The sequence below is a fragment of the Shewanella sp. W3-18-1 genome (genome assembly GCF_000015185.1).
GTDB classification, from domain to species: domain Bacteria; phylum Pseudomonadota; class Gammaproteobacteria; order Enterobacterales; family Shewanellaceae; genus Shewanella; species Shewanella putrefaciens.
Genome location: NC_008750.1, coordinates 102478 through 121979, shown reverse-complemented (window position 1 = coordinate 121979; position 19502 = coordinate 102478). Strand labels below are relative to the sequence as shown.

Sequence of the window (19502 nt, the reverse complement as noted above, 5' to 3'; positions counted from 1 at the left end):
CAGCGCCAACCAAGGCTATAAGTTACGCTGAATAAAACGGAAACATTCTTCGGCTGGCAAGGGTTTACTGAAATAATATCCCTGCACTAAATCACACCCCATACTCGATAATAGAACGAGTTGCGCTTCATTTTCGACGCCCTCAGCAACAACCGTTAGTCCTAATTCATGTGACATAGAAATAGTCGCAGCACTAATGGCTGCATCGTTAGGGTCGGTCTCAATATCCTTTACAAAGGAACGGTCAAGTTTGAGCCTGTCTAGGGGTAAAAGTTTTAAATAGGATAAAGAGGAATAACCTGTACCAAAGTCATCGATAGCCAGCTCAATACCATGTTGGCGTAGTTCCGCCAATAAACGTGCATTTTGCTCAGGGTATTGCATGGCAACACTCTCGGTGATTTCTAACTCTAACGCCCCCTTACCAAGTTGATGCTTAAGCAAAACATTGGTGATATCGGCAACAATCGTGTCTTTCCGCAATTGGTGTGCCGATAAATTTACCGCCATTCTAAGCCTTGTCGCTCCCGCGGCACGCCAAGCGGCTAGTTGTGCCATCGCCGTTTCAAGTACCCATTGGCCGATAGGAATAATCATGTCAATTTCTTCTGCTATCGAAATAAAGCGGTCTGGTGAGATAAGACCAAACTCGGGATGCTGCCAACGCACTAGGGCTTCAACACTCACCACTTGTCCTGTACGAATATCGATTTGTGGCTGGTAATGTAATTGCAGTTCTTCATTTGCCAGTACTTGCCTTAATCCCGTTTCAATATGTTGACGTTCGGTAATCAAGGTATTCATTGCCGCTGTAAAGAATTGATAGTTATTGCGTCCAGCCGCTTTTGCGCGGTACATCGCCATATCCGCATTTTTCATTAACGCTTCGACAGTATTGCCATCAGTCGGAAATAGGCTAATGCCAATACTGGGAGAAGAGTGCAAAGAATTATTGTCAATGATATAGGTTTGGCTAAGGCCACTACGCAGTGCTTCAGCTAAACTCGCCACTTCATCGTGGTTAGTATCGGACAATACCACTACAAATTCATCCCCACCTAAGCGCGCAACAATGTCATTATTATCAACAATATTTTTTAATCTCCGCGCCACTTCAAGCAATAATTGGTCACCCACATGATGTCCTAGGGTGTCATTAATATTTTTAAAATGATCCATATCGATAAACATGACCGCTATTTGGCTTTGTGAGGCCAATGCTTCGCCGAAGACAATTTCAAGACTCGACTGTAAACTCAGGCGGTTAGGCAACAATGTTAGGGAATCATGGTGAGCGAGAAAATGGATCCGTTCCTCACTCATTTTCCGTTCACTAATATCGGTAAAACTCCCAATGTAATGACTAACTGCGCCTGATTCATCACGCACGACGGACATCATCAACCATTTGGGGAAATCGTAACCGTCTTTATGTCTATCCCATACCTCACCCTGCCAGAATCCCGTTTGTTCGAGGGCTGCACGGACTTGAGGATCGATACTTTTATCCGTACGTTTAGCCTCTAAAAAGCGGCAGTTTTTACCAATAATGTCCTCTCGTGAATAACCCGTGATCTGGGAAAACGCGGTGTTCACATCCACAATAATGTCATTGGCATCTATAATCGTGATGCCCTCACCGCTCTGCTGGAATACCTGCGCGAGCAGATTCACTCTAGCAACAGTACGTTCCTGCTCGGTAATATCCTCCACAATAAAAAGCACAAGTTGTTCACCATTGGCACCTGTAACCAAAGCACCATTGAGGCGAACTGCCACTGATTGCCCATTCTTGTGTAGATAATGTTTCTGATAAGGGCCATAACGGCGAGTTTGCTTTAAGCGTTCTAATTGCTCAGCTTCACTTAATTGATAGCGCTTGGGGGTTAACTCCCAAGGATCGAGTTGATTAAGTTCATCGAGTGAGTAACCCGTAATATCGGTAAAGGCTTGGTTAATGGCGACAAATCGACCATTGTCCACTTGTTTCAGCACATGCCCCACAGGGGCTTTATCAAACAAGTTTCGATATCGCTGCTCACTTTCAACTAAGGTGGCTTGGAAAGCCTGACTACGTGCTATCTCTTTAGACAGTGCCATGGTTTTTTCTTGCACTTTTTCTGCAATCCGATGGTGCTCACCGGAATACACTAAGGTCAAACCTCCGATAACTGCACAGGTTGTAAAGGCAAGGAGCAACATCAGCAACGACAAACTAAAGGTATCGCCCATTAGCATCGTATAGGACTGGTAAAGCACTATGTGCCAATGGCGATCGGCAAACATTAGATTAGCTTGAAAAAAATGCCCATTCTTATCGCTAAATATATAGTCCGAAAATATTGGGAAATCTTTGTCGGTATTTGAGTAGAGCAAAGACCCGCCCGCACTCATATCAATAAGCTTCCACTGCAATCCCTGTACTTGCTCAACTTCATTGATGATCTGTTGTAAGTCGATAACGGCTGTACAAAAACCCGCTATTTCTCCTAAGCGATCAAACACTGGTGCAAATAACAAAGTACCGCTAGGACCTGTGAAATCCGGCGCTAATTGGACTTTAGCCGTCATTACAGGGGCTTGGGTGGTTCTGACTTTTGCAATCGCAGCAGCCCGAATAGGCTCGCTATTTAGATCCATTCCCAACACGGCTTCATGGTTGGTGAGTGGCTGTATATACATAACAGGCACTAACCAACCATCGGTATTAACTTGCCAATTTTGTGGACGCTTCACATTATAAGCACCAGAGATCGCCGCACTTGCCGCAATCTCAAAGCTTTCCTGTTCTGTTGCGGCAACAAGAGGTGCCCATACCCACGCATGGACACCATCCGTTGGTAATAACGTACGCTTACCAAACTGTATAAACTCGTCGACAGAAACCTGTTCGCTATTATCAAACAAACTGGCTAATGCAATAATTCGCTGCAAATTGGCATCTTGAAAACCTTCAATACGGCTGATGATCGCATTCGATTGGATCTCAAATTTATCCTGTAATTGCTGCCTTTGATTCATATCGGAATAGCTATAAATCCCTACGCAACATAAAAATCCCACAAACATCGGTATCCCCGTTTGGATACGACGGGATCGCCAAATATCCCGTTTGTCGAACACTAACATAGTCAATGGGATAAAAATGATCGCACCGAGTAAGTCTCCCATCCACCAATTAACAAGGCTTTCGAGAAAGTCAGACTGTGGGATAGTGCCACTAATAACTAAAGCAAGGTTGCCACAAACCGTTGCGACTATGCAGGTTAAAGCGAGACCCAGACAGGATTTGATAACAGTATGAGGACTATCTAAGGTGACAAGATGATCGATTCGACTCATCATTTTGGCGGCTAATATTGCTTGAATGCTGGAACCCATAGCGATAACAACGGGTAGCCAACTCCAGTGAACAAATCCTCCCATATTGGCATTAATGAGAAAAGATCCAATAAAAACCCCAATCCAAGGAGTGTACTCTTTCCATAAAATACAAGCGGCAATGGCTATCCCTGCCGCAGGCCAAATTGCCGCCGAATATCCAGGCGGTAAGGCAATCATTAAACCTATTTTCCCTACAACGACATAGGCTAAGGTTATGAGAAAATTAACCCTAAGAGAGTGAGTAAACGATTTGATATTCAATCCCTTTATGCTGATATGCATACTGTTTTATTGTGCATCATGCCCTATTAACCAAATCAACCTCAAGCTAGCACTGCTCCGATGATTTCAGACTCGCTATAATTTTTTGGCGCATGGCATAACAGTGTAGCACTGTCATGCTGATGGATAAGTCACTTCACCACAACCAACGAATGCCTAACGTCACACTTTCACGCATTTTTGAGACCTTAACAGGTTTATATTTGGTTAATTATTAACATAAAATGTTTCAAGTTGGTTTTAATTAAGGTTTTTTTAATATAAATGTCGCCTTAGATAGGTGATCTACTTTCATTCACTCGTCGCTTCTTGGTATCCTCCCGTCGCATAAAAAAGTTGCATGCTGAATATTTTTTGTTCTGCCAACTGACTCTTTTTCCCGTTCAACCGGACTCATTAATTGAAATTAGCTCTTAGCCAATTTATTGCTGAAAGATTGAATCTGATGATCAGGTTCACCAACTTTAGCATGACAAACCTTATCCTGTTTTTTGGGGTATTGTTTGTTCTGCCTATCGTTGATCTTTTATCAATATTGATTGGTGGTTATGTCGATATAGGCGAACTGCTAGTATTCAGTGATAGCTTTTTAGTCGAGTTTATCGGCGCCAGTCTGCTTAGCCTGTTATTGCTCAACCCCCTCGTTATTCTGCAGTTATGGCATTTAATCGACTGCTGCTTCAAATTTTTCAATAATCTTGATTTAACTAACGCTTCACTTTTTTTAGCACCCCCAAGGCTAAAATCCCTCGAATATACCGCCCACGGTTGTCGCGCCCCACCATTTTAACCCTCTGTTTTTAAATTCAAATTAAGCATTAAGCGCTGAAAGCGGATCTTCGATTTGCCTCGGAATGGCGGCACATTGTTGTGTCATACCTCTTGGGTCTCAGGATTTGCGCTCAGATAACGCCGCTTAGTGTGACTGCCGGTTAACGCTTGGCAGAGTTGTAAACCTTAGGGTTAGAGGAATCTTCCTTTGTTAATTCGAAAATTAAGTAAAGCAGCAATCGCGGCAGTAGCACTCATGCTCGCGGGTTGTGATGGCGGTGTGTTGGACCCTAAGGGCCAAATCGGTATCGATGAAAAACACCTGATTATCGTCGCCACCCTACTCATGCTCATTGTCGTTATCCCTGTGATTGCCATGACATTGTACTTCGCGTGGAAATACCGCGATGGCCGTGATCAGGAAATCTATGCGCCTAAATGGGCACACTCAACGGCGATTGAAACCGTAGTGTGGATAGTGCCGATTGTGATCGTAATAGTGCTAGGTGTGCTCACTTGGGGTTCGACCCATGATCTTGATCCATATAAACCTTTAGAACACGAAGCGAAACCCGTCACGGTTGAAGTGGTGTCGCTGGACTGGAAATGGTTATTCATTTACCCAGAACAAGGCGTGGCATCGGTCAATGAGTTGGCGTTCCCAGCCAATGTGCCGGTGAACTTTAAGATCACCTCTGACACTGCGATGAACTCCTTTTTCATCCCGCAGTTAGGCAGCCAGATTTATTCTATGGCGGGCATGACCACTAAGTTGCATTTGATCGCTAACGAGCCAGGCACCTTCGACGGTATCTCGGCTAACTACAGCGGCGCCGGATTTGCGGGCATGAAGTTTAAAGCGATTGCCACTCAAACACCTGCCGACTTCGAGGCATGGGTTGCCAAGTTAAAGCAACAGGGTAAGACATTGGACTCAGCGGCCTATGCCACACTGGCTAAACCGAGTGAATACCATCCGGTTGAATACTTTGGCTCAGTCAGCAAAGGGATGTTTGACCAAATCGTGATGCAGTACATGCACATGGACTCACATGAGGGCATGAAAGGTCACGAAGGAATGGACATGCACGCAGGCATGGAACACATGGGCACTGAGCACACATCTGACATGGCACATATGGCAGGCGAGCACGCGATGGAAAATACACAGAACATGGCCGACATGGATAGCTCAACACCTTCTGCACCGTCATCAACACAGGATTCATCCACAGAACCTTTATCCTTAGAGCACTCATCCACTCACAAAGTGGAGGCGGAGTAATCATGTCATTTCTCGGTAAATTAAGCTTAGATGCGATTCCGTATCACGAGCCTATCATCATGGTGACCTTAGCGGTCGTCGCGGTGGTGGGTTTGTATATCGCAGCCTTGATCACTAAACACAAAAAATGGAGCGTACTCTGGCACGACTGGTTAACCTCTGTTGACCATAAACGCCTTGGTATCATGTACATAGTGTTGGCTTTGGTGATGCTTATTCGTGGCTTCTCCGATGCCATTATGATGCGTACCCAGCAAGCACTTGCCACCAACGGCGCCGCAGGTTATCTGCCGCCTGAACATTACGACCAAATCTTCACCGCCCATGGCGTGATCATGATTATCTTTATGGCGATGCCATTTATGATAGGTCTAATGAACTTAGTCGTGCCGCTGCAGATTGGCGCACGCGACGTTGCCTTCCCCTTCTTGAATAACCTCAGTTTCTGGCTGACCGCCTCTGGCGCTGTGCTGATCAATATTTCATTGGGTTTAGGTGAATTTGCTAAGACAGGTTGGGTGGCGTATCCACCACTCTCAGAACTGGCTTACAGTCCGGGGGTTGGGGTCGATTACTATATCTGGGCACTGCAGATTTCGGGCATAGGGACAACCTTAACCGGGGTGAACTTTATCGCCACCGTACTGAAGATGCGCGCCCCCGGCATGAAGCTGATGCAAATGCCAATCTTCACTTGGACTTGTACTTGGGCGAACATTTTGATCGTCGCGTCGTTCCCTATCTTAACCGCCGTGTTAGCCATGTTAACGCTCGACCGTTACATGGATTTCCACTTCTTCACCAATGACGGTGGCGGTAACTCCATGATGTATATCAACCTATTTTGGGCGTGGGGGCATCCTGAAGTTTACATCCTGATTTTGCCTGCTTTTGGTATTTTCTCCGAGGTGATCTCAACCTTTACGGCTAAGCGTTTGTTCGGTTACACCTCTATGGTGTGGGCGAGCGGTGCGATTTCAATTTTAGGTTTCATCGTTTGGTTACACCACTTCTTCACTATGGGCTCCAGTGCCAACGTCAACGCCTTCTTCGGGGTGATGACTATGGTGATTGCGGTTCCAACCGGGGTGAAACTGTTTAACTGGTTGTTCACTATCTACCGTGGCCGCCTAAGGTTAACTGTACCTGTGTTGTGGACGCTAGGCTTTATGGTGACTTTCACCATAGGCGGTATGACAGGTGTGCTATTAGCCTTACCGGGAGCCGATTACGTTCTACATAACAGTTTGTTTTTAATCGCGCATTTCCATAACACTATTATTGGTGGTGCGGTATTTGGTTACTTAGCTGGCTTTGCTTACTGGTTCCCGAAAGCGACAGGTTTCCACTTGAATGAACGTTTAGGTAAAGCGTCATTCTGGTGCTGGCAAATCGGTTTCTACGTGGCCTTTATGCCGCTGTACGTACTGGGCTTTATGGGTATGACGCGCCGAATTAGTCATACGGATAACCCAGCATGGAACCTGTGGATCTACTTAGCCGCCGTGGGTGCTTGCATCATCATGGTCGGTATCATTCTGCAGTTTATCCAACTGTACGTGAGTATCCGTGACCGCGACCAAAACCGCGATACTACGGGCGATCCATGGAATGGCCATACTTTAGAGTGGTCAACCGCTTCCCCACCCCAGTTCTATAACTTCGCTAAGCTGCCACAGGTTGCTGATATCGATGCCTTTACCGATGCGAAAGAAAAAGGCTTGGCTTATGAAGGCCTCAAACACTATCAGCCAATCCATATGCCGAAAAATACCTCAAGCGGTATCTTAATGGCGCTGGGGATCACTGCCGCGGGTTTTGCCGCTATTTGGCACATTCTCTGGTTAGCCATTGTGGGCTTAGTGGGCGCGTTTATCGTGTTCTTATTCCGTGCCTATAACAATGACGTCGACTATTACGTGCAACCCGATGAAGTGGCTCGCATTGAAAATGCCCACTTAAACAATGTAGTAAGGGGCTGATATGAGTATTGCAATCCCAGCAGATTTAGAAGTAGCTCACGCAGAAGATCATCACGAACACCATGATACGAGTGGCAACACTCTGTTTGGTTTTTGGATTTACCTGATGACCGACTGCATTTTGTTTGCCTCGGTTTTCGCAACCTATGCTGTGCTCTACATGAACACGGACGGTGGCGTTTCGGGTAAAGACATTTTCGAATTGGACTTTGTGCTGATCGAAACTGCCGCCCTGCTCGTTAGTAGTATTACCTATGGCATGGCGCTGATTTTTGCTAAGCGCCACAACAAAGCCGCGACCTTAGCTTGGTTACTCGTGACCTTCGCCCTCGGTTGTGTGTTTATCGGGATGGAAGTCTATGAATTCCATCACCTGATTGAACACGGCAATGGCCCACAGCGCAGCGCTTTCCTGTCGTCCTTCTTCACCCTTGTCGGTATGCACGGTTTGCACGTGACCGCAGGTCTGATTTGGATGGCGATTATGATGATTGAAGTGGCGAAAACCGGTTTAGGTCATCGCAGCATCACCCGCCTGAGCTGCTTAAGCTTGTTTTGGCATTTCCTCGACATAGTGTGGATTTGTGTATTCACGGTCGTGTATTTATTGGGAGCACTGTAATGAGCGCACATAGTCATACTGATAAGCCTAGCCATGGCACTGACGATCTGGCCGCGAGCATTAAGTCATATCTAATGGGCTTTGTGCTGTCAGTGGTATTAACCGCCATTCCATTTTGGGCCGTAATGACCCATCACTTCGAGAAAGCGACCACCCTTAGCTTAGTGCTAGTGATGGCGATAGTGCAGATAGTGGTACATCTTAAGTACTTCTTGCACTTAGATTTCTCGAAAGAAGGCAAAGTAAATACCTTCTCCTTCCTGTTTACCGCCCTGATCATTGTCATGGTAGTCGGCTTGTCGGTGTGGATCATACTCGAAGCCAACGCTTTGATGATGTAACGAGAAACAGTCTATGTATACACAAGACAGATTTATGTCACCGCAATACAAAGCACGCTTCAAAGGGTATGTGCAGGTGACTAAGCCTGGCATCATTTTCGGGAATCTGATTTCCGTTGCTGGCGGTTTTTTATTAGCCGCCAAAGGCGACGTAAATCTGGCCTTGATGCTAGCGAGCTTAGTGGGATTGTCCTTGGTCGTGGCCTCGGGCTGCGCTGTCAATAACTGTATTGACCGTGATATCGACGCCAAGATGCAGCGCACCTGCAAACGCGTGACCGTCACGGGCGAAATTGCCGTGGGTAACGTACTCGCGTTTGGACTCGCCTTAGGTGTGTTAGGCTTTAGCATCTTAGCCTTGTTTACCAATGCATTAGCCCTGCTATTTGCCGTTATTGGTTACATCGTTTATGTGGGGGTTTATAGCCTCTACATGAAACGTAACTCAGTGTATGGTACTTTGGTTGGCAGCTTCTCGGGCGCAGTACCGCCCGTGGTTGGCTATTGCAGCGTGACAGGGCAAATGGACATGGGTGCAGCTATTTTGCTGTTGATGTTCAGTCTATGGCAGATGCCACATTCCTATGCCATCGCGATTTTCCGTTTTAATGACTATGCGGCAGCCAATATTCCAGTACTGCCGGTTGCAGAGGGCATGACCAAAGCAAAACTGCATATCGTGCTTTATATTGCTGTGTTCGCCTTAGTCAGTGCGCTGTTGCCACTCGCGGGTTACACAGGTATCGCCTTTATGGCGGTCACCTGCGCAACCAGCCTGTGGTGGCTTGCCATGGCATTAAAAGGTTATCGTCACGGCGTCGATATCCAACGCTGGGCTCGCCAAGTGTTTGGTTTTTCAATTATCACTATCATGGCGCTTAGCATAACCATGGCGCTGGATTCTCAAGTGATAAAGGAGCAAGTCATAGGTCAAACAAACCTATTCACCTTAGTAAAGTAGCCCAGTAAAGTCGTACTCATAAAAATGATTGGTGAGGCTAACTCTTACCATAAATCTTAATGTTAGCTAATTGCAAATGGGTAAAAATGAGGACTGGTGGTCAACCTTAGGTGACCACCAGTTTGCAGCAAGTAAACCTTAGAAACGATAGTTAAAACTAACAGTTACATTTCTAGGGGTACCATAGTGATATATGCTGTATGAAAGTCCAGAAGCTGACATATAGGCATAGTATTTTTCATCCAGCAGGTTTTCGAGGTTCAGTTGCAGATCCATATTTTCCGCTAGATTATAACGAGCCATCAGGTTAACAAGCGAATATGCCTCCTGCTCAATGACAACGCCACCGCTCTGCGAGTAACTGTCGCTCTGCCAGTTAACACCACCACCCACGGTCAACTCAGGTAAATGGTCAACAAACTGATAGGTAGTAAAGAGTTTAAACTGTTTACGAGGGCTCGTGGTCTCCACTTTACTGCCTTCGGCATCTTCAGCGGTGAATTGAGAATAACCAGCCGAAATATTCCAGCCATCAATAAATTCACCCACAACTTCTAACTCAAAGCCAGTACTTTCAGTACCTTGAGCAGCCTTGTAATTAGTCACTGGTTTGCCGTCAATGGTGACAGTTCCATCTGGCGTTGCCAGATTGTCCTGATCAATTTTGAACAGCGCTACTGTAGTATGTAGACGATCGTCCAAATAAGCGCTCTTCAAACCCACTTCATAGGCTTTGCCTTTTAAGGGATCTATATATTCTCCGTAGGCATTAGTCACATTCTGCGGATTAAATATTTCAGTATAACTGGCGTAAACCCGATGCTCTTCGTTAATGTCATACAGTGCGCCAACATAAGGTACAAATACACCATCATCACCAAAATTAGTGCTAGTACCATAGCTGACCCCTTCACGATTCCAGCTAGAAATACGACCACCAGCAATGATTTTAAAATCATCGGTAATCGTCAGCCGAGTTGCCGCGTAGAAACCTTTCTGTTCAGTATCCATATTTAACTGACGATTAGCGTCCGTTGACCACTGCGGCTCATCGAAGGTGTTACTGCGCCAATCATAAAAGTTTTCAACCACCTTTGAGTCCCAACCCGTCATGTCTTCACGGATAGGCTCATAGGTATCAGCATAGGATTTCTGTTTGCTGTACAAAGCCCCTGCCACAAATTGATGCTCACGGTTAAAGAGCTGGTAATCCCCTTTCAATTGGAAATCAAAATTATCGGAGTTACTTTCACCATGGCTGTGATAACGCTGACCACTTAATCCTGCACCGGTTTCTTTATCCAGCAAACCGGACATATAGATCATTTTGGTGGTAGTTTCGTATTCCATGCGATTATAGTTCGCCACCAATTGCCAACCATTACTGAAATAATGATTCAAATTAGCAAAATAGTTGATGTTGGTGGTTTCCCAACGACTCCAGTCTGCGGCCGTTGTGGCAGAAACATCCCAATCTGTCGCAGAACCATCGCTGAACATTGCGGGTAAGGCGCCCCACATCGCTCCTTTGGGGTTATTGTTATTGTAACTACCGCCGACGCGCAGCATAGTGTTTTCAGTGATGTCTGAATCCACTACACCATAAAGAATGGTCTTACGATCTTGATAAAGATCCTGATAGGAATCGCTATTGACATATTTAGCCACCATACGACCACGCACACTGCCACTGTCGTTAAGGCCATTGGAAACATCCGCTGTAATTTGTTTTTTATCCCAGCTACCCGTAGCAACATCAACATAGCCCTTAAGCTCGGCACTATCGGCATGTTTGCGCACTAGGTTAATAGACGCGGAAGGATCTCCTGCACCCGTCAATAATCCTGTGGCACCACGAACGACTTCAACGCGTTCATATAAGGAAATATCGGATACTGTCTCACCCGCATCACCGCCTAAACTCCAAGACAATGGCACACCGTCTATCTGGTAATTCTGCACCGCAAAACCACGGGCCATAAAACCATTTCGGACGTTATCTGTTTTAGAGGAAGATAAACCTACGGTATTGTTAACAACATCGACAACGGTATTGAGTGCCTGATCTTGAATCCGCTCAGCCGTCATAATACTGACAGACTGCGGAGTTTCCTGCAGTGACAGCCCCAAACCTGTGGCAGTGTCAATGGTTCTACTGACGGTATATTTACCCATCACAGTAATTTTTTCGATATTCTGATCTTTTGTTTCTGTAGAAGATTGCTCCCCAGCCAAAACGGACAGAGGATTTAACGCCAAAGTAATAGCTGCAGCGAGAGGAAGTAGATTGAAGCGCATAGTCATTTCAGTAGTGTCTTTAGGATACGCATACGGTAACACTATTACGAATAGTTTTCATTTGTATTTTGTGTGATATAGATAACAAACCTGCCACGATTCAGTAGCAGTTAAAGCATGATGGGAGATATTTAAGGATTGAAGATTCATTTAGGATAAATAAGAACAAGGGATCCGTGAGGTATCCACAATCATTTATCGCTAAAAAACCCAAAAGATGACGATTAATATCTCATCGCCATCCATTGTCATTCAAAAACCAAATGACCAGAGTGCGGGAATAAGGCTCACCAGGGTTATCCCAGCCAGCAGTCGTTCGCGACCACTGAGCCGCTGATGGTCACCAAGCTGTCGGCGGCTGTAGAGAAACAGCAGCAGGCCCGGCCCGTACAGCAGCAAGGAGAGCAGCAGGTATTCCACACCGGCGGCATAGAGCAGCCAGAGGCCATAACCGCTCGACACCAGTGCCACTGTCCGCATCAGGCCATTGCCCTCGCCACTCAAGGAAAGCTTGAGCAGGAACAGGCCGATCAGCAGATAGGGCACCAGTATCATGGAGGTGGAGATGAGCAGCAGGTTGGTATACCCCTTGCCGAGCAGCCACACCAGCAGCAGGCAGCCCTGCACCGTCAGGCTGGTGAGCCACAGCGACGCTATGGGGGTGCCGTTGCGATTCTGGCGTCGGAAGATGGCCGGGAAGGCACCGTGGCGGGCAGCGCTGTAGGGCACCTCTGCCGAGAACAGGGTCCAGCTCACGTAAGAAGCGAGTACAGAGACGATGAGGCCGACACTGATCAGCACCTTGCCCCAGGAGCCTGTCATCTGGGCCATCAGCCCCGCCATGGAGGGATTGGGCAGGGCCGCGAGCTCGGGGCGACTCAATATCCCCAGCGCCAGTACCGAGATGAGCACATAAAGCAGCAACGCCAGCACTACCCCGAGCACTGTGGCCGTGCCCACGTCCCGCTTGTTTCTCGCACGGGCCGACAGGACGGCGGCCCCTTCGATGCCGGTAAAGACCCAGAGGGTGATCAGCATGGTGTTGCGCACCTGCTCGGAGACCGGCACAGCAAGCGTGCTGCCCCCCTGATCCGCCGCAAAGGTCACAGGGTCAAACCAGTAGCAGGCGAACAGGATGAACAGCAGCAGCGGCAGGCTCTTGGCCAGGGTTGCGACCAGATTGAACAGGGCCGCCTGTTGCACGCCACGGGCCACCAGCAGATGCACCGCCCAGAGGATGCAGGACTCGCCGATAAAAGCCGCCAGGGTATTGCCGTCACCAAACCAGATCTGCTCAGGGGTATCGACGAAGCTGCCAAGGGCGGCGAACGCGATCACCAGGTAACCCACCACACCTATGGTGGCGCACAGCCAGTAGCCCCAGGCGGAGAAAAAACCCACCAGATCGCCAAAGCCTGCGCGGGCATAGCTGTAGATGCCGCCATCGAGATCCGGTCTTAGCCGCGACAGGTAGAGAAAACTCGCGGCGAGCGCCAGTATGCCCACCCCGGTTACGCCCCAGCCAATCAGCACGGCGCGAGCACCGGCCACTTCGGCCATGTTCTGGGGCAAGCTGAAGATGCCCGCCCCCACCATGGAGCTGAACACCAGCGCAGTGAGGGACCAGAGGCCTATTTTGCTCTCTTTCATGTGCTCTCCTTAGCGCAACCGGCTGGCCAGTGCCTGAATATGCTCGGGGCCGATGCCGCAGCAGCCGCCGATGAGAGAGGCCCCCACGGCGCGCCAGCGCTCGGCCCAGCCGAGGTAATCCAGCGGCCCAAGATCGGCGCGGATCTCGTCCAGCCCGTCGTTGGCGGTCGCCTCTTTGGGTTGGGGCGGAAAGGCGTTGGCATAGGCGCCGAGGCGAATATCCCCTCGACCCAGCACCTGCAAGCTGTCACCGGCCACCGTCAGCGCGGCCTCGATCACCTCGGGCTGACAGCAGTTGAACAAGATGGCATCCACACCGGCCGATGCCAGTGCGGTGACGGCATCCGCCACCCGCTCACCGGAACGAAGCGCAGGCTCGCAGCCCGGCGCTTCATCTTCCAGCGTGAAGGAGACCCAGAACGGCTTGCCATCCTGTGGCAACAGCGCCTTGAGGGCCAGCGGCTCGGCAATCAGGCTCATGGTTTCGGCCAGCCAGATGTCCACATGGGGCGTCAGCGCCCGAATGAGCGGTGTGGCCAGCTCGCCCACTCTGTCCGCCTCGAACAGGTCGGCGCGGTAGGAGCCAAACAGCGGCGGCAGGGATCCTGCGACCTGCACCGAGCCCGGTTGCTCATTGGCAACCTCACGGGCCAGCTGGCCAGCCAGCGCCGCCAGCGCTTCCCCTTCGGCGGCAAATCGCTCGGCACCGATATGAAACGGCACCAAGGCATAACTGTTGGTGGTGATGATACGGGCACCGCTCGCCACATAGGCCTGATGTACTTCGCGCACCGTCTGTGGTGCCTCCATCAGCGCCAGCGCCGACCATTCAGGTTGGCGAAAGGGCGCCCCTCGCCGTGCCAGCTCGCGTCCCATGCCACCATCCAGTACCCACAATGCCTGCTTCTTCATCAGCGTAATATCTACCTTTTTTGTACAACGTCATCTATCAAGGTACTGATTATTAAAATAAAAACCTTAATAGCCGCAAAAACATCCAGATGTTTAGATGGCTGTATAAGTTAAAGGAATGCGGATGCTAGTGCAATTGGTATTGCTATAAATGGATCTAAACAAAACAGACAAATTCATAAGGCATTGTTATTAAATGAAATACACTATTTAGTATATTTATCGTGAAAGGTTTTAATCTGATTAATGATAGAAAAGTAAGCCTTAGCTCCCTATAAATTTAAGCAATAGGAGAAAGCATAATTTCAATGCCACACTGAAAAGCGTGTATTGCGATATGATTGGGCTGAGCCAAAAACGATCTTAAATTAATCCTCACCACACTGGGACTTGCCAGTTTGATAGCAACTGGGTTGGCGAGGACACACTGCGCCGCGAGAGCAAATTAAGCGGGCATCATTTATAATCCCACGCTCAATCCAATTGATATTTAAGATCTTAGCAACGCTGACTAAATCACTTTTAATGTGTTTGGGGATCTTAACTGAACCACCGCTGGCAACGCAGGCATCCTTTAAATCGTGGGCAATAGATAAAGCATCCTTACCTTGGGCTTCAATTGCCGGATTTAAATCAATGCCGGCGCAGAGCACATGGGGATTACCCGCCGAATCTTCGACCTTAATCGACTCACAGCAGTAAATTCGTGGCTCATTGCCGACATTCAAAATTGAAATCTGTGCCGAAGTGCCCACCGTCGGCTCGCTGATCATCCTAAATACTGCCCAATGCTGGCAGGGGTCTTCCACTAAACGCATATTGCCCCAAGGCAATGGAATACCATTCCCACGGTAAACCGCCTTTAGTTTTCCTGGTGCGTAAGCGTCGAAATAATGCCAATGGGGATAAGGAGAAACGACTGTCATGCGCCGCATGGCAACCGAAGCAGACACTTGTAGTTGCTTATGTACTTCAATCTCATAACCGTGGCGGTCGAGCAATTGGCGATAAGGTACTTTAGGGCACAATAGTGCACCCGCGAAAAAGCTCGATTCAAAATCGCGCCACGCATGCAAAATATCCTGCGCATTAAGGGTATTGGACTGCATTCCGACCTCTTCATCAACCTCCAATTTGCGACCGGAAATCATTACGCTCTTTAAGCCGTCCTTATTGTGCAACACACAATGACCTATATGGGCGGCGAGATCATACTTGAGCCGACTGGGGCGATTTTTAAGCACTTTATTGACGTAAATTGTACTAGGCGGCTCGATATAGGAAGTCACTAATTGGCGTGAACTTCCGCCCACTTCATCAATCACCTCCTGTGGAGCACTATCTATCCATTTGATTTTAAGCCCCATTCCTTTAGCAATATCCAGCATGTCCTCCAATGACAATGGCATACGCTTAAGACCAACCTCTTCGGCAGCCCGCTCAAGATCGGGAAAATGGTTTTGATGATGTTCCTGATGGGCTCGGATCAGTAAATGGGCAAATTGCCGACCCGATATCCCCGTTTGTGACAGCATCTCAGGAATTGCAATTTGCAAAATATCATTTGAAAACAAAAAGCTGGGTTCGAGCGCCATACCACTAATACCACCTCGGCGGCCTTTGTCTGGCGTAATGGCGCTTTCTTCAGGCGCATCATCAAGGAACCAATCAACCTCTTTTTGAAAAACTGCGGCAATGACAGCTAACATGGCAGCACTTGGCACACGCTTTCCGCGTTCGATCATCGACAAATATGACACAGAAGGCGCACTACCCGCATCGACTCTAATACAACGAGCAGACAAATCTTCCATCGTTAAGTTATTACGTTTCCGTAGGTTACGTATTTTCGTCCCGAGGAAGTGTGATTTTCTCATTAAGCTCTGGTCATTGCGCATTTTGTAAAATTCACATTGTAAAATTTTTATTGTGAAATTGTAGTCAAAAAAAGACTAGACTACAAATCAAGCAATCAAGGAAAGGCTAATGCGAACAAGCTAAGCCATTCCGATGTAAGAAATGCTTAACCACTCACACTTGAAGTGGGCAAGTACTCAAAGTGGACAAACTAAATTGAAGACAAACTTCGATAGGCCAAAAGTTAAATCAAAACCCTAAATGTTTAAATTGAAAGAGTGAGAGGAACGAGCGATGAATATGTCAATTATCAAGAGCAACCAGATCCAATCGAATCTAAACAGTCTCATCGCAGAAGAAGTATTTGCCGTGGCCCAAGTGAATGTTGCAGAACACGAGAAGATCGCCAACGCAAAACAGTTTCTTGACCGAGTGTTTCCGCTCAACTCTGGCTCACATCAAGATGTCAGTAGCTATGTCGTCTACTACCAACATCTCTTAGCATTTTTTGCCGATGGCAGTCACAGTGGTTTACGTCAGCCAAAACAATTTGTCGCCTTTGGTGGAACGAAAGACTCACCCAGCGCCGTAGTGTTACAGGATCAAGGTTGCCATGTTGAGCTCAGTTTCGATCGCAATGGCATGATAGGCACCAGAGATGTGGCTAATCTGGAGGATATCCAAATCGAGACACCATTAAATATGGTGGCAGGAACACCAGAGTCACGCTCAGCCGCATCACGCCATTGGCTAAGTCTGTTGCACGCAGGAATGTCCAGCGCCAACGACACGCTAGAGAAGCAATTCACAGCCAAAGATGGCAGCGATTACAGTTTGAAAAGTATAGTAAATTTATAAAATCATTCTTTATAATCTAGCAGTTACAATCTAGTAGAGGAGATGAACTGAGTTATGTTCATCTCCGCTGATTTACCTCTTTGCTCCTACGCCTCCCTCTTTAAGTCAATAAAACTGACTAGCAAGATAAGTTTAATTGATTTTATTGAAGCGAATACTCACCGCTATAATGCCCCCAAACATCTGCCTCCATAATTAATTTAAACTAAAAGTAATTTAATATCAGTTACTCAGCATGAAGATTTATAGTGAGCATGATAAGACCGAATCGCTCCCCCTAAGGCGTTATGAATTTATTCTCGACATCACACCAATTTAACAAGCGCCATAGCATTATTTTCGTCTGTGTAGGCTTATTCTGTCTTACGCCTTTTATCTCATCGCCCATGGCACTAGTGTTAGGTTTTACCTTAGCCAGCCTTGGCTGGGTACCAGTGCAATGGAATATCGCCGCGCTCACCAAAAAACTCCTGTCTTATTCGATCATCGGCTTAGGGTTTGGGATTAACTTAAACGCGGCGATAGAAGCGAGCACCCACAACTTTGGCCTGATTGTAGGCTCAATCTTTTTTACCCTCAGCCTTGGTTTTCTGCTCACCCGTGCGCTGAAATTTGATCAGATTACAGGCCATTTAATTGCCTCTGGTACCGCTATTTGCGGTGGCAGCGCTATTGCCGCAGTGGCGCCGGCCATCAATGCGCGCAACGATCAAACCGCAACGGCGTTAGCCTGTGTGTTTGTGCTGAACTCAATCGCGCTGTTTTTATTCCCCGCACTGGGTCACTTGCTCAATATGAGCCAATACGATTTTGGTGTGTGGAGCGCGATTGCCATCCACGATACCTCATCGGTTGTTGGCGCAGCTTCGGCCTACGGTGATGAGGCCTTAAAAACTGCAACGACGATTAAACTCGCTCGCGCCCTGTGGATTATCCCAATCGCATTAGCCAGTGCTATGCTGTTTGGGGGCGATAAGCGCAAACTTAGCCTGCCGTATTTTATCGGTTTTTATTGCTTAGCCATTGCTGTGGCCCATTGGTTACCGCAATTCCATGCCATTTATGACACCTTATTTATGGTATCGAAACGAACATTAGTGCTGTGTTTGTTTTTGATTGGAGCAGGAATTACCGTACAGAAAATGCGGGCAAGTGGCCCCAAACCTTTGTTGCTTGGGGTGATGCTATGGGCAGCAATTGGCATAACGTCTTTAGTGTATATACTGTATTTTCAATAAGTAAGAGTTAGTTCAACAACTTACTCTGCTGTAGGTTTTATGCGCCAAGCCCAGTAGAGGACGCCAACGAAGGCGGAGAATTCGATAAGTGAGCGCACGAGTCCAGTGGTTTGCGTCGAAGCGACCAAGGCAATCAGGCAAAACACGATAATCAGCCAGTTTTTCAATGGTATCTTCCTACAAACTTAGGGGATGCTCATTATTGTTTAGAACTAAAAGCTCAGCCAATATCAATTTTCAATAACAAATAGCTATAACAGCTAAGCTTATCTTCCGCCTCTCTTATAATTTGGCACCACTGCTCTCACGACAAGATCTTGATGATGCTAAACCAATGTTCAGTACCGCTAGCCACTTTAAATCTGAGGCATACTGACTTTATCGCTAACGTTAGTCTGCCTTTACTTTAAAATATCTACAAAATTGGCGTTGGGCGACGCACTAAATAACCACTCAGGATCGATAAAATGCAGTAAGCGGTAAAGAAGTAAAAACCGTTTTCAAATTGCGCCTGGGTTTTTAACATTTCCCCCATGCCGCCAGAAGCATTTCCCGCCATAAACGTAATGATCAGCGCCACCACAAACACATCGGCCATCGACCACTTGGCGAGCGCATTAACAAGGGCATTAACCCGCAGTTTCAACCCAATAGAGCTAACACATTGCTGTGCTAACATTAAACTTAACTTCAACGCAGGAATGACCACGCTAAACAACATGACTAATGCTGCGACCAATCCATTGCCAGTGGTGTAAAGCTCGGTCACTGTCCCCCATATACTGCGGGTTTTCTGCAGCACTTCGACTTCACCCTTAAGGCTGTTGAGCCCAAGTAAACTACTGACCATGTTTAGCATGCCGCGGGCATGGTCACGCCCCGCATCTTCATCAAACCTTTGGGTAACTTGTTCTATGCCTTGCTCGGCAAGCTTAGCTTTATCGATACTGCCGCTAATGCTCAAAATAGGTTGAGTCACCCCAGGAACTAGCAATGCCAAGGATAAGAGAATAATGAAAATAGATAATAACGGTTTCATAATACTGCCCAACAAGAGAGAT

Annotated in this window: 15 protein-coding genes; 8 read left to right on the top strand and 7 right to left on the bottom strand. The window is 47.4% G+C overall.

The window, feature by feature from the left end; all coding sequences use genetic code 11:
* Window positions 1-15 precede the first annotated feature (15 nt).
* The gene (locus SPUTW3181_RS00510; RefSeq protein WP_011787517.1) at window positions 16-3666 is read right to left on the bottom strand and encodes an EAL domain-containing protein; all 3651 of its coding nucleotides are present in this window, start codon (window positions 3664-3666) and stop codon (window positions 16-18) included.
* Between the two features lie 400 nt (window positions 3667-4066).
* Here SPUTW3181_RS00510 and SPUTW3181_RS00505 point away from each other — a divergent pair, with 400 nt between their 5' ends.
* The 6 genes from SPUTW3181_RS00505 to cyoE all read left to right on the top strand — a co-directional run bounded on the left by SPUTW3181_RS00505 (window position 4067) and on the right by cyoE (window position 9628).
* Window positions 4067-4456: a hypothetical protein gene (locus SPUTW3181_RS00505; RefSeq protein ID WP_011787516.1), complete on the top strand. Its 390-nt coding sequence runs from the start codon at window positions 4067-4069 to the stop codon at window positions 4454-4456.
* Window positions 4457-4645: 189 nt separating this feature from the next.
* Window positions 4646-5722, top strand: a complete 1077-nt coding sequence (gene cyoA, locus SPUTW3181_RS00500; protein WP_011787515.1) for a ubiquinol oxidase subunit II — start codon at window positions 4646-4648, stop codon at window positions 5720-5722.
* 2 nt (window positions 5723-5724) lie between these two features.
* Window positions 5725-7704: a cytochrome o ubiquinol oxidase subunit I gene (gene cyoB / locus SPUTW3181_RS00495; RefSeq protein ID WP_011787514.1), complete on the top strand. Its 1980-nt coding sequence runs from the start codon at window positions 5725-5727 to the stop codon at window positions 7702-7704.
* A gap of 1 nt (window position 7705) precedes the next feature.
* The gene (gene cyoC, locus SPUTW3181_RS00490) at window positions 7706-8326 is read left to right on the top strand and encodes a cytochrome o ubiquinol oxidase subunit III (protein ID WP_011787513.1); all 621 of its coding nucleotides are present in this window, start codon (window positions 7706-7708) and stop codon (window positions 8324-8326) included.
* Window positions 8326-8667, top strand: a complete 342-nt coding sequence (gene cyoD, locus SPUTW3181_RS00485) for a cytochrome o ubiquinol oxidase subunit IV (protein WP_011787512.1) — start codon at window positions 8326-8328, stop codon at window positions 8665-8667. The genes cyoC and cyoD overlap by 1 nt, the downstream gene beginning before the upstream one ends.
* 13 nt (window positions 8668-8680) lie before the next feature.
* Window positions 8681-9628, top strand: a complete 948-nt coding sequence (gene cyoE / locus SPUTW3181_RS00480; protein ID WP_011787511.1) for a heme o synthase — start codon at window positions 8681-8683, stop codon at window positions 9626-9628.
* A gap of 138 nt (window positions 9629-9766) precedes the next feature.
* On the opposite strand, the gene SPUTW3181_RS00475 is transcribed toward cyoE, so the two are convergent.
* From SPUTW3181_RS00475 to SPUTW3181_RS00460, 4 genes are all read right to left on the bottom strand, one after another.
* Window positions 9767-11926, bottom strand: coding sequence for a TonB-dependent siderophore receptor (locus tag SPUTW3181_RS00475; RefSeq protein ID WP_041408288.1), 2160 nt, complete (start codon window positions 11924-11926; stop codon window positions 9767-9769).
* Window positions 11927-12178: 252 nt separating this feature from the next.
* On the bottom strand, window positions 12179-13576 hold the full coding sequence (locus SPUTW3181_RS00470; RefSeq protein ID WP_011787509.1) for a basic amino acid/polyamine antiporter: 1398 nt from the start codon (window positions 13574-13576) through the stop codon (window positions 12179-12181).
* A gap of 9 nt (window positions 13577-13585) precedes the next feature.
* A complete protein-coding gene (locus SPUTW3181_RS00465; protein ID WP_011787508.1) occupies window positions 13586-14488 on the bottom strand; it encodes a homocysteine S-methyltransferase family protein in 903 nt (300 codons plus the stop codon).
* Window positions 14489-14856: 368 nt separating this feature from the next.
* The gene (locus SPUTW3181_RS00460) at window positions 14857-16386 is read right to left on the bottom strand and encodes a DUF3612 domain-containing protein (RefSeq protein WP_011787507.1); all 1530 of its coding nucleotides are present in this window, start codon (window positions 16384-16386) and stop codon (window positions 14857-14859) included.
* 253 nt (window positions 16387-16639) lie between these two features.
* Here SPUTW3181_RS00460 and SPUTW3181_RS00455 point away from each other — a divergent pair, with 253 nt between their 5' ends.
* Both SPUTW3181_RS00455 and SPUTW3181_RS00450 read left to right on the top strand, forming a co-directional pair.
* Window positions 16640-17203 (top strand): malate synthase, encoded by a 564-nt coding sequence (locus SPUTW3181_RS00455; protein ID WP_011787506.1) that lies wholly within the window; start codon window positions 16640-16642, stop codon window positions 17201-17203.
* A 287-nt stretch (window positions 17204-17490) separates the two neighbouring features.
* Window positions 17491-18441, top strand: coding sequence for a YeiH family protein (locus SPUTW3181_RS00450; protein ID WP_011787505.1), 951 nt, complete (start codon window positions 17491-17493; stop codon window positions 18439-18441).
* A gap of 20 nt (window positions 18442-18461) precedes the next feature.
* On the opposite strand, the gene SPUTW3181_RS00445 is transcribed toward SPUTW3181_RS00450, so the two are convergent.
* On the bottom strand, window positions 18462-18608 hold the full coding sequence (locus tag SPUTW3181_RS00445; RefSeq protein ID WP_011787504.1) for a hypothetical protein: 147 nt from the start codon (window positions 18606-18608) through the stop codon (window positions 18462-18464).
* A 248-nt stretch (window positions 18609-18856) separates the two neighbouring features.
* Window positions 18857-19480: a paraquat-inducible protein A gene (locus SPUTW3181_RS00440; RefSeq protein WP_011787503.1), complete on the bottom strand. Its 624-nt coding sequence runs from the start codon at window positions 19478-19480 to the stop codon at window positions 18857-18859.
* Between the last annotated feature and the right edge of the window lie 22 nt (window positions 19481-19502).

What these genes read in the sequence shown, in the direction of transcription:
- SPUTW3181_RS00470 (WP_011787509.1), bottom strand. Translation starts at nt 13,576, where the DNA reads ATGAAAGAGAGCAAAATAGGCCTCTGGTCCCTCACTGCGCTGGTGTTC.
- SPUTW3181_RS00475 (WP_041408288.1), bottom strand. Translation starts at nt 11,926, where the DNA reads ATGCGCTTCAATCTACTTCCTCTCGCTGCAGCTATTACTTTGGCGTTA.
- SPUTW3181_RS00460 (WP_011787507.1), bottom strand. Translation starts at nt 16,386, where the DNA reads ATGCGCAATGACCAGAGCTTAATGAGAAAATCACACTTCCTCGGGACG.
- SPUTW3181_RS00440 (WP_011787503.1), bottom strand. Translation starts at nt 19,480, where the DNA reads ATGAAACCGTTATTATCTATTTTCATTATTCTCTTATCCTTGGCATTG.
- SPUTW3181_RS00510 (WP_011787517.1), bottom strand. Translation starts at nt 3,666, where the DNA reads ATGCATATCAGCATAAAGGGATTGAATATCAAATCGTTTACTCACTCT.
- cyoB (WP_011787514.1), top strand. Translation starts at nt 5,725, where the DNA reads ATGTCATTTCTCGGTAAATTAAGCTTAGATGCGATTCCGTATCACGAG.
- cyoC (WP_011787513.1), top strand. Translation starts at nt 7,706, where the DNA reads ATGAGTATTGCAATCCCAGCAGATTTAGAAGTAGCTCACGCAGAAGAT.
- SPUTW3181_RS00450 (WP_011787505.1), top strand. Translation starts at nt 17,491, where the DNA reads ATGAATTTATTCTCGACATCACACCAATTTAACAAGCGCCATAGCATT.
- SPUTW3181_RS00465 (WP_011787508.1), bottom strand. Translation starts at nt 14,488, where the DNA reads ATGAAGAAGCAGGCATTGTGGGTACTGGATGGTGGCATGGGACGCGAG.
- cyoE (WP_011787511.1), top strand. Translation starts at nt 8,681, where the DNA reads ATGTATACACAAGACAGATTTATGTCACCGCAATACAAAGCACGCTTC.
- cyoD (WP_011787512.1), top strand. Translation starts at nt 8,326, where the DNA reads ATGAGCGCACATAGTCATACTGATAAGCCTAGCCATGGCACTGACGAT.
- SPUTW3181_RS00455 (WP_011787506.1), top strand. Translation starts at nt 16,640, where the DNA reads ATGAATATGTCAATTATCAAGAGCAACCAGATCCAATCGAATCTAAAC.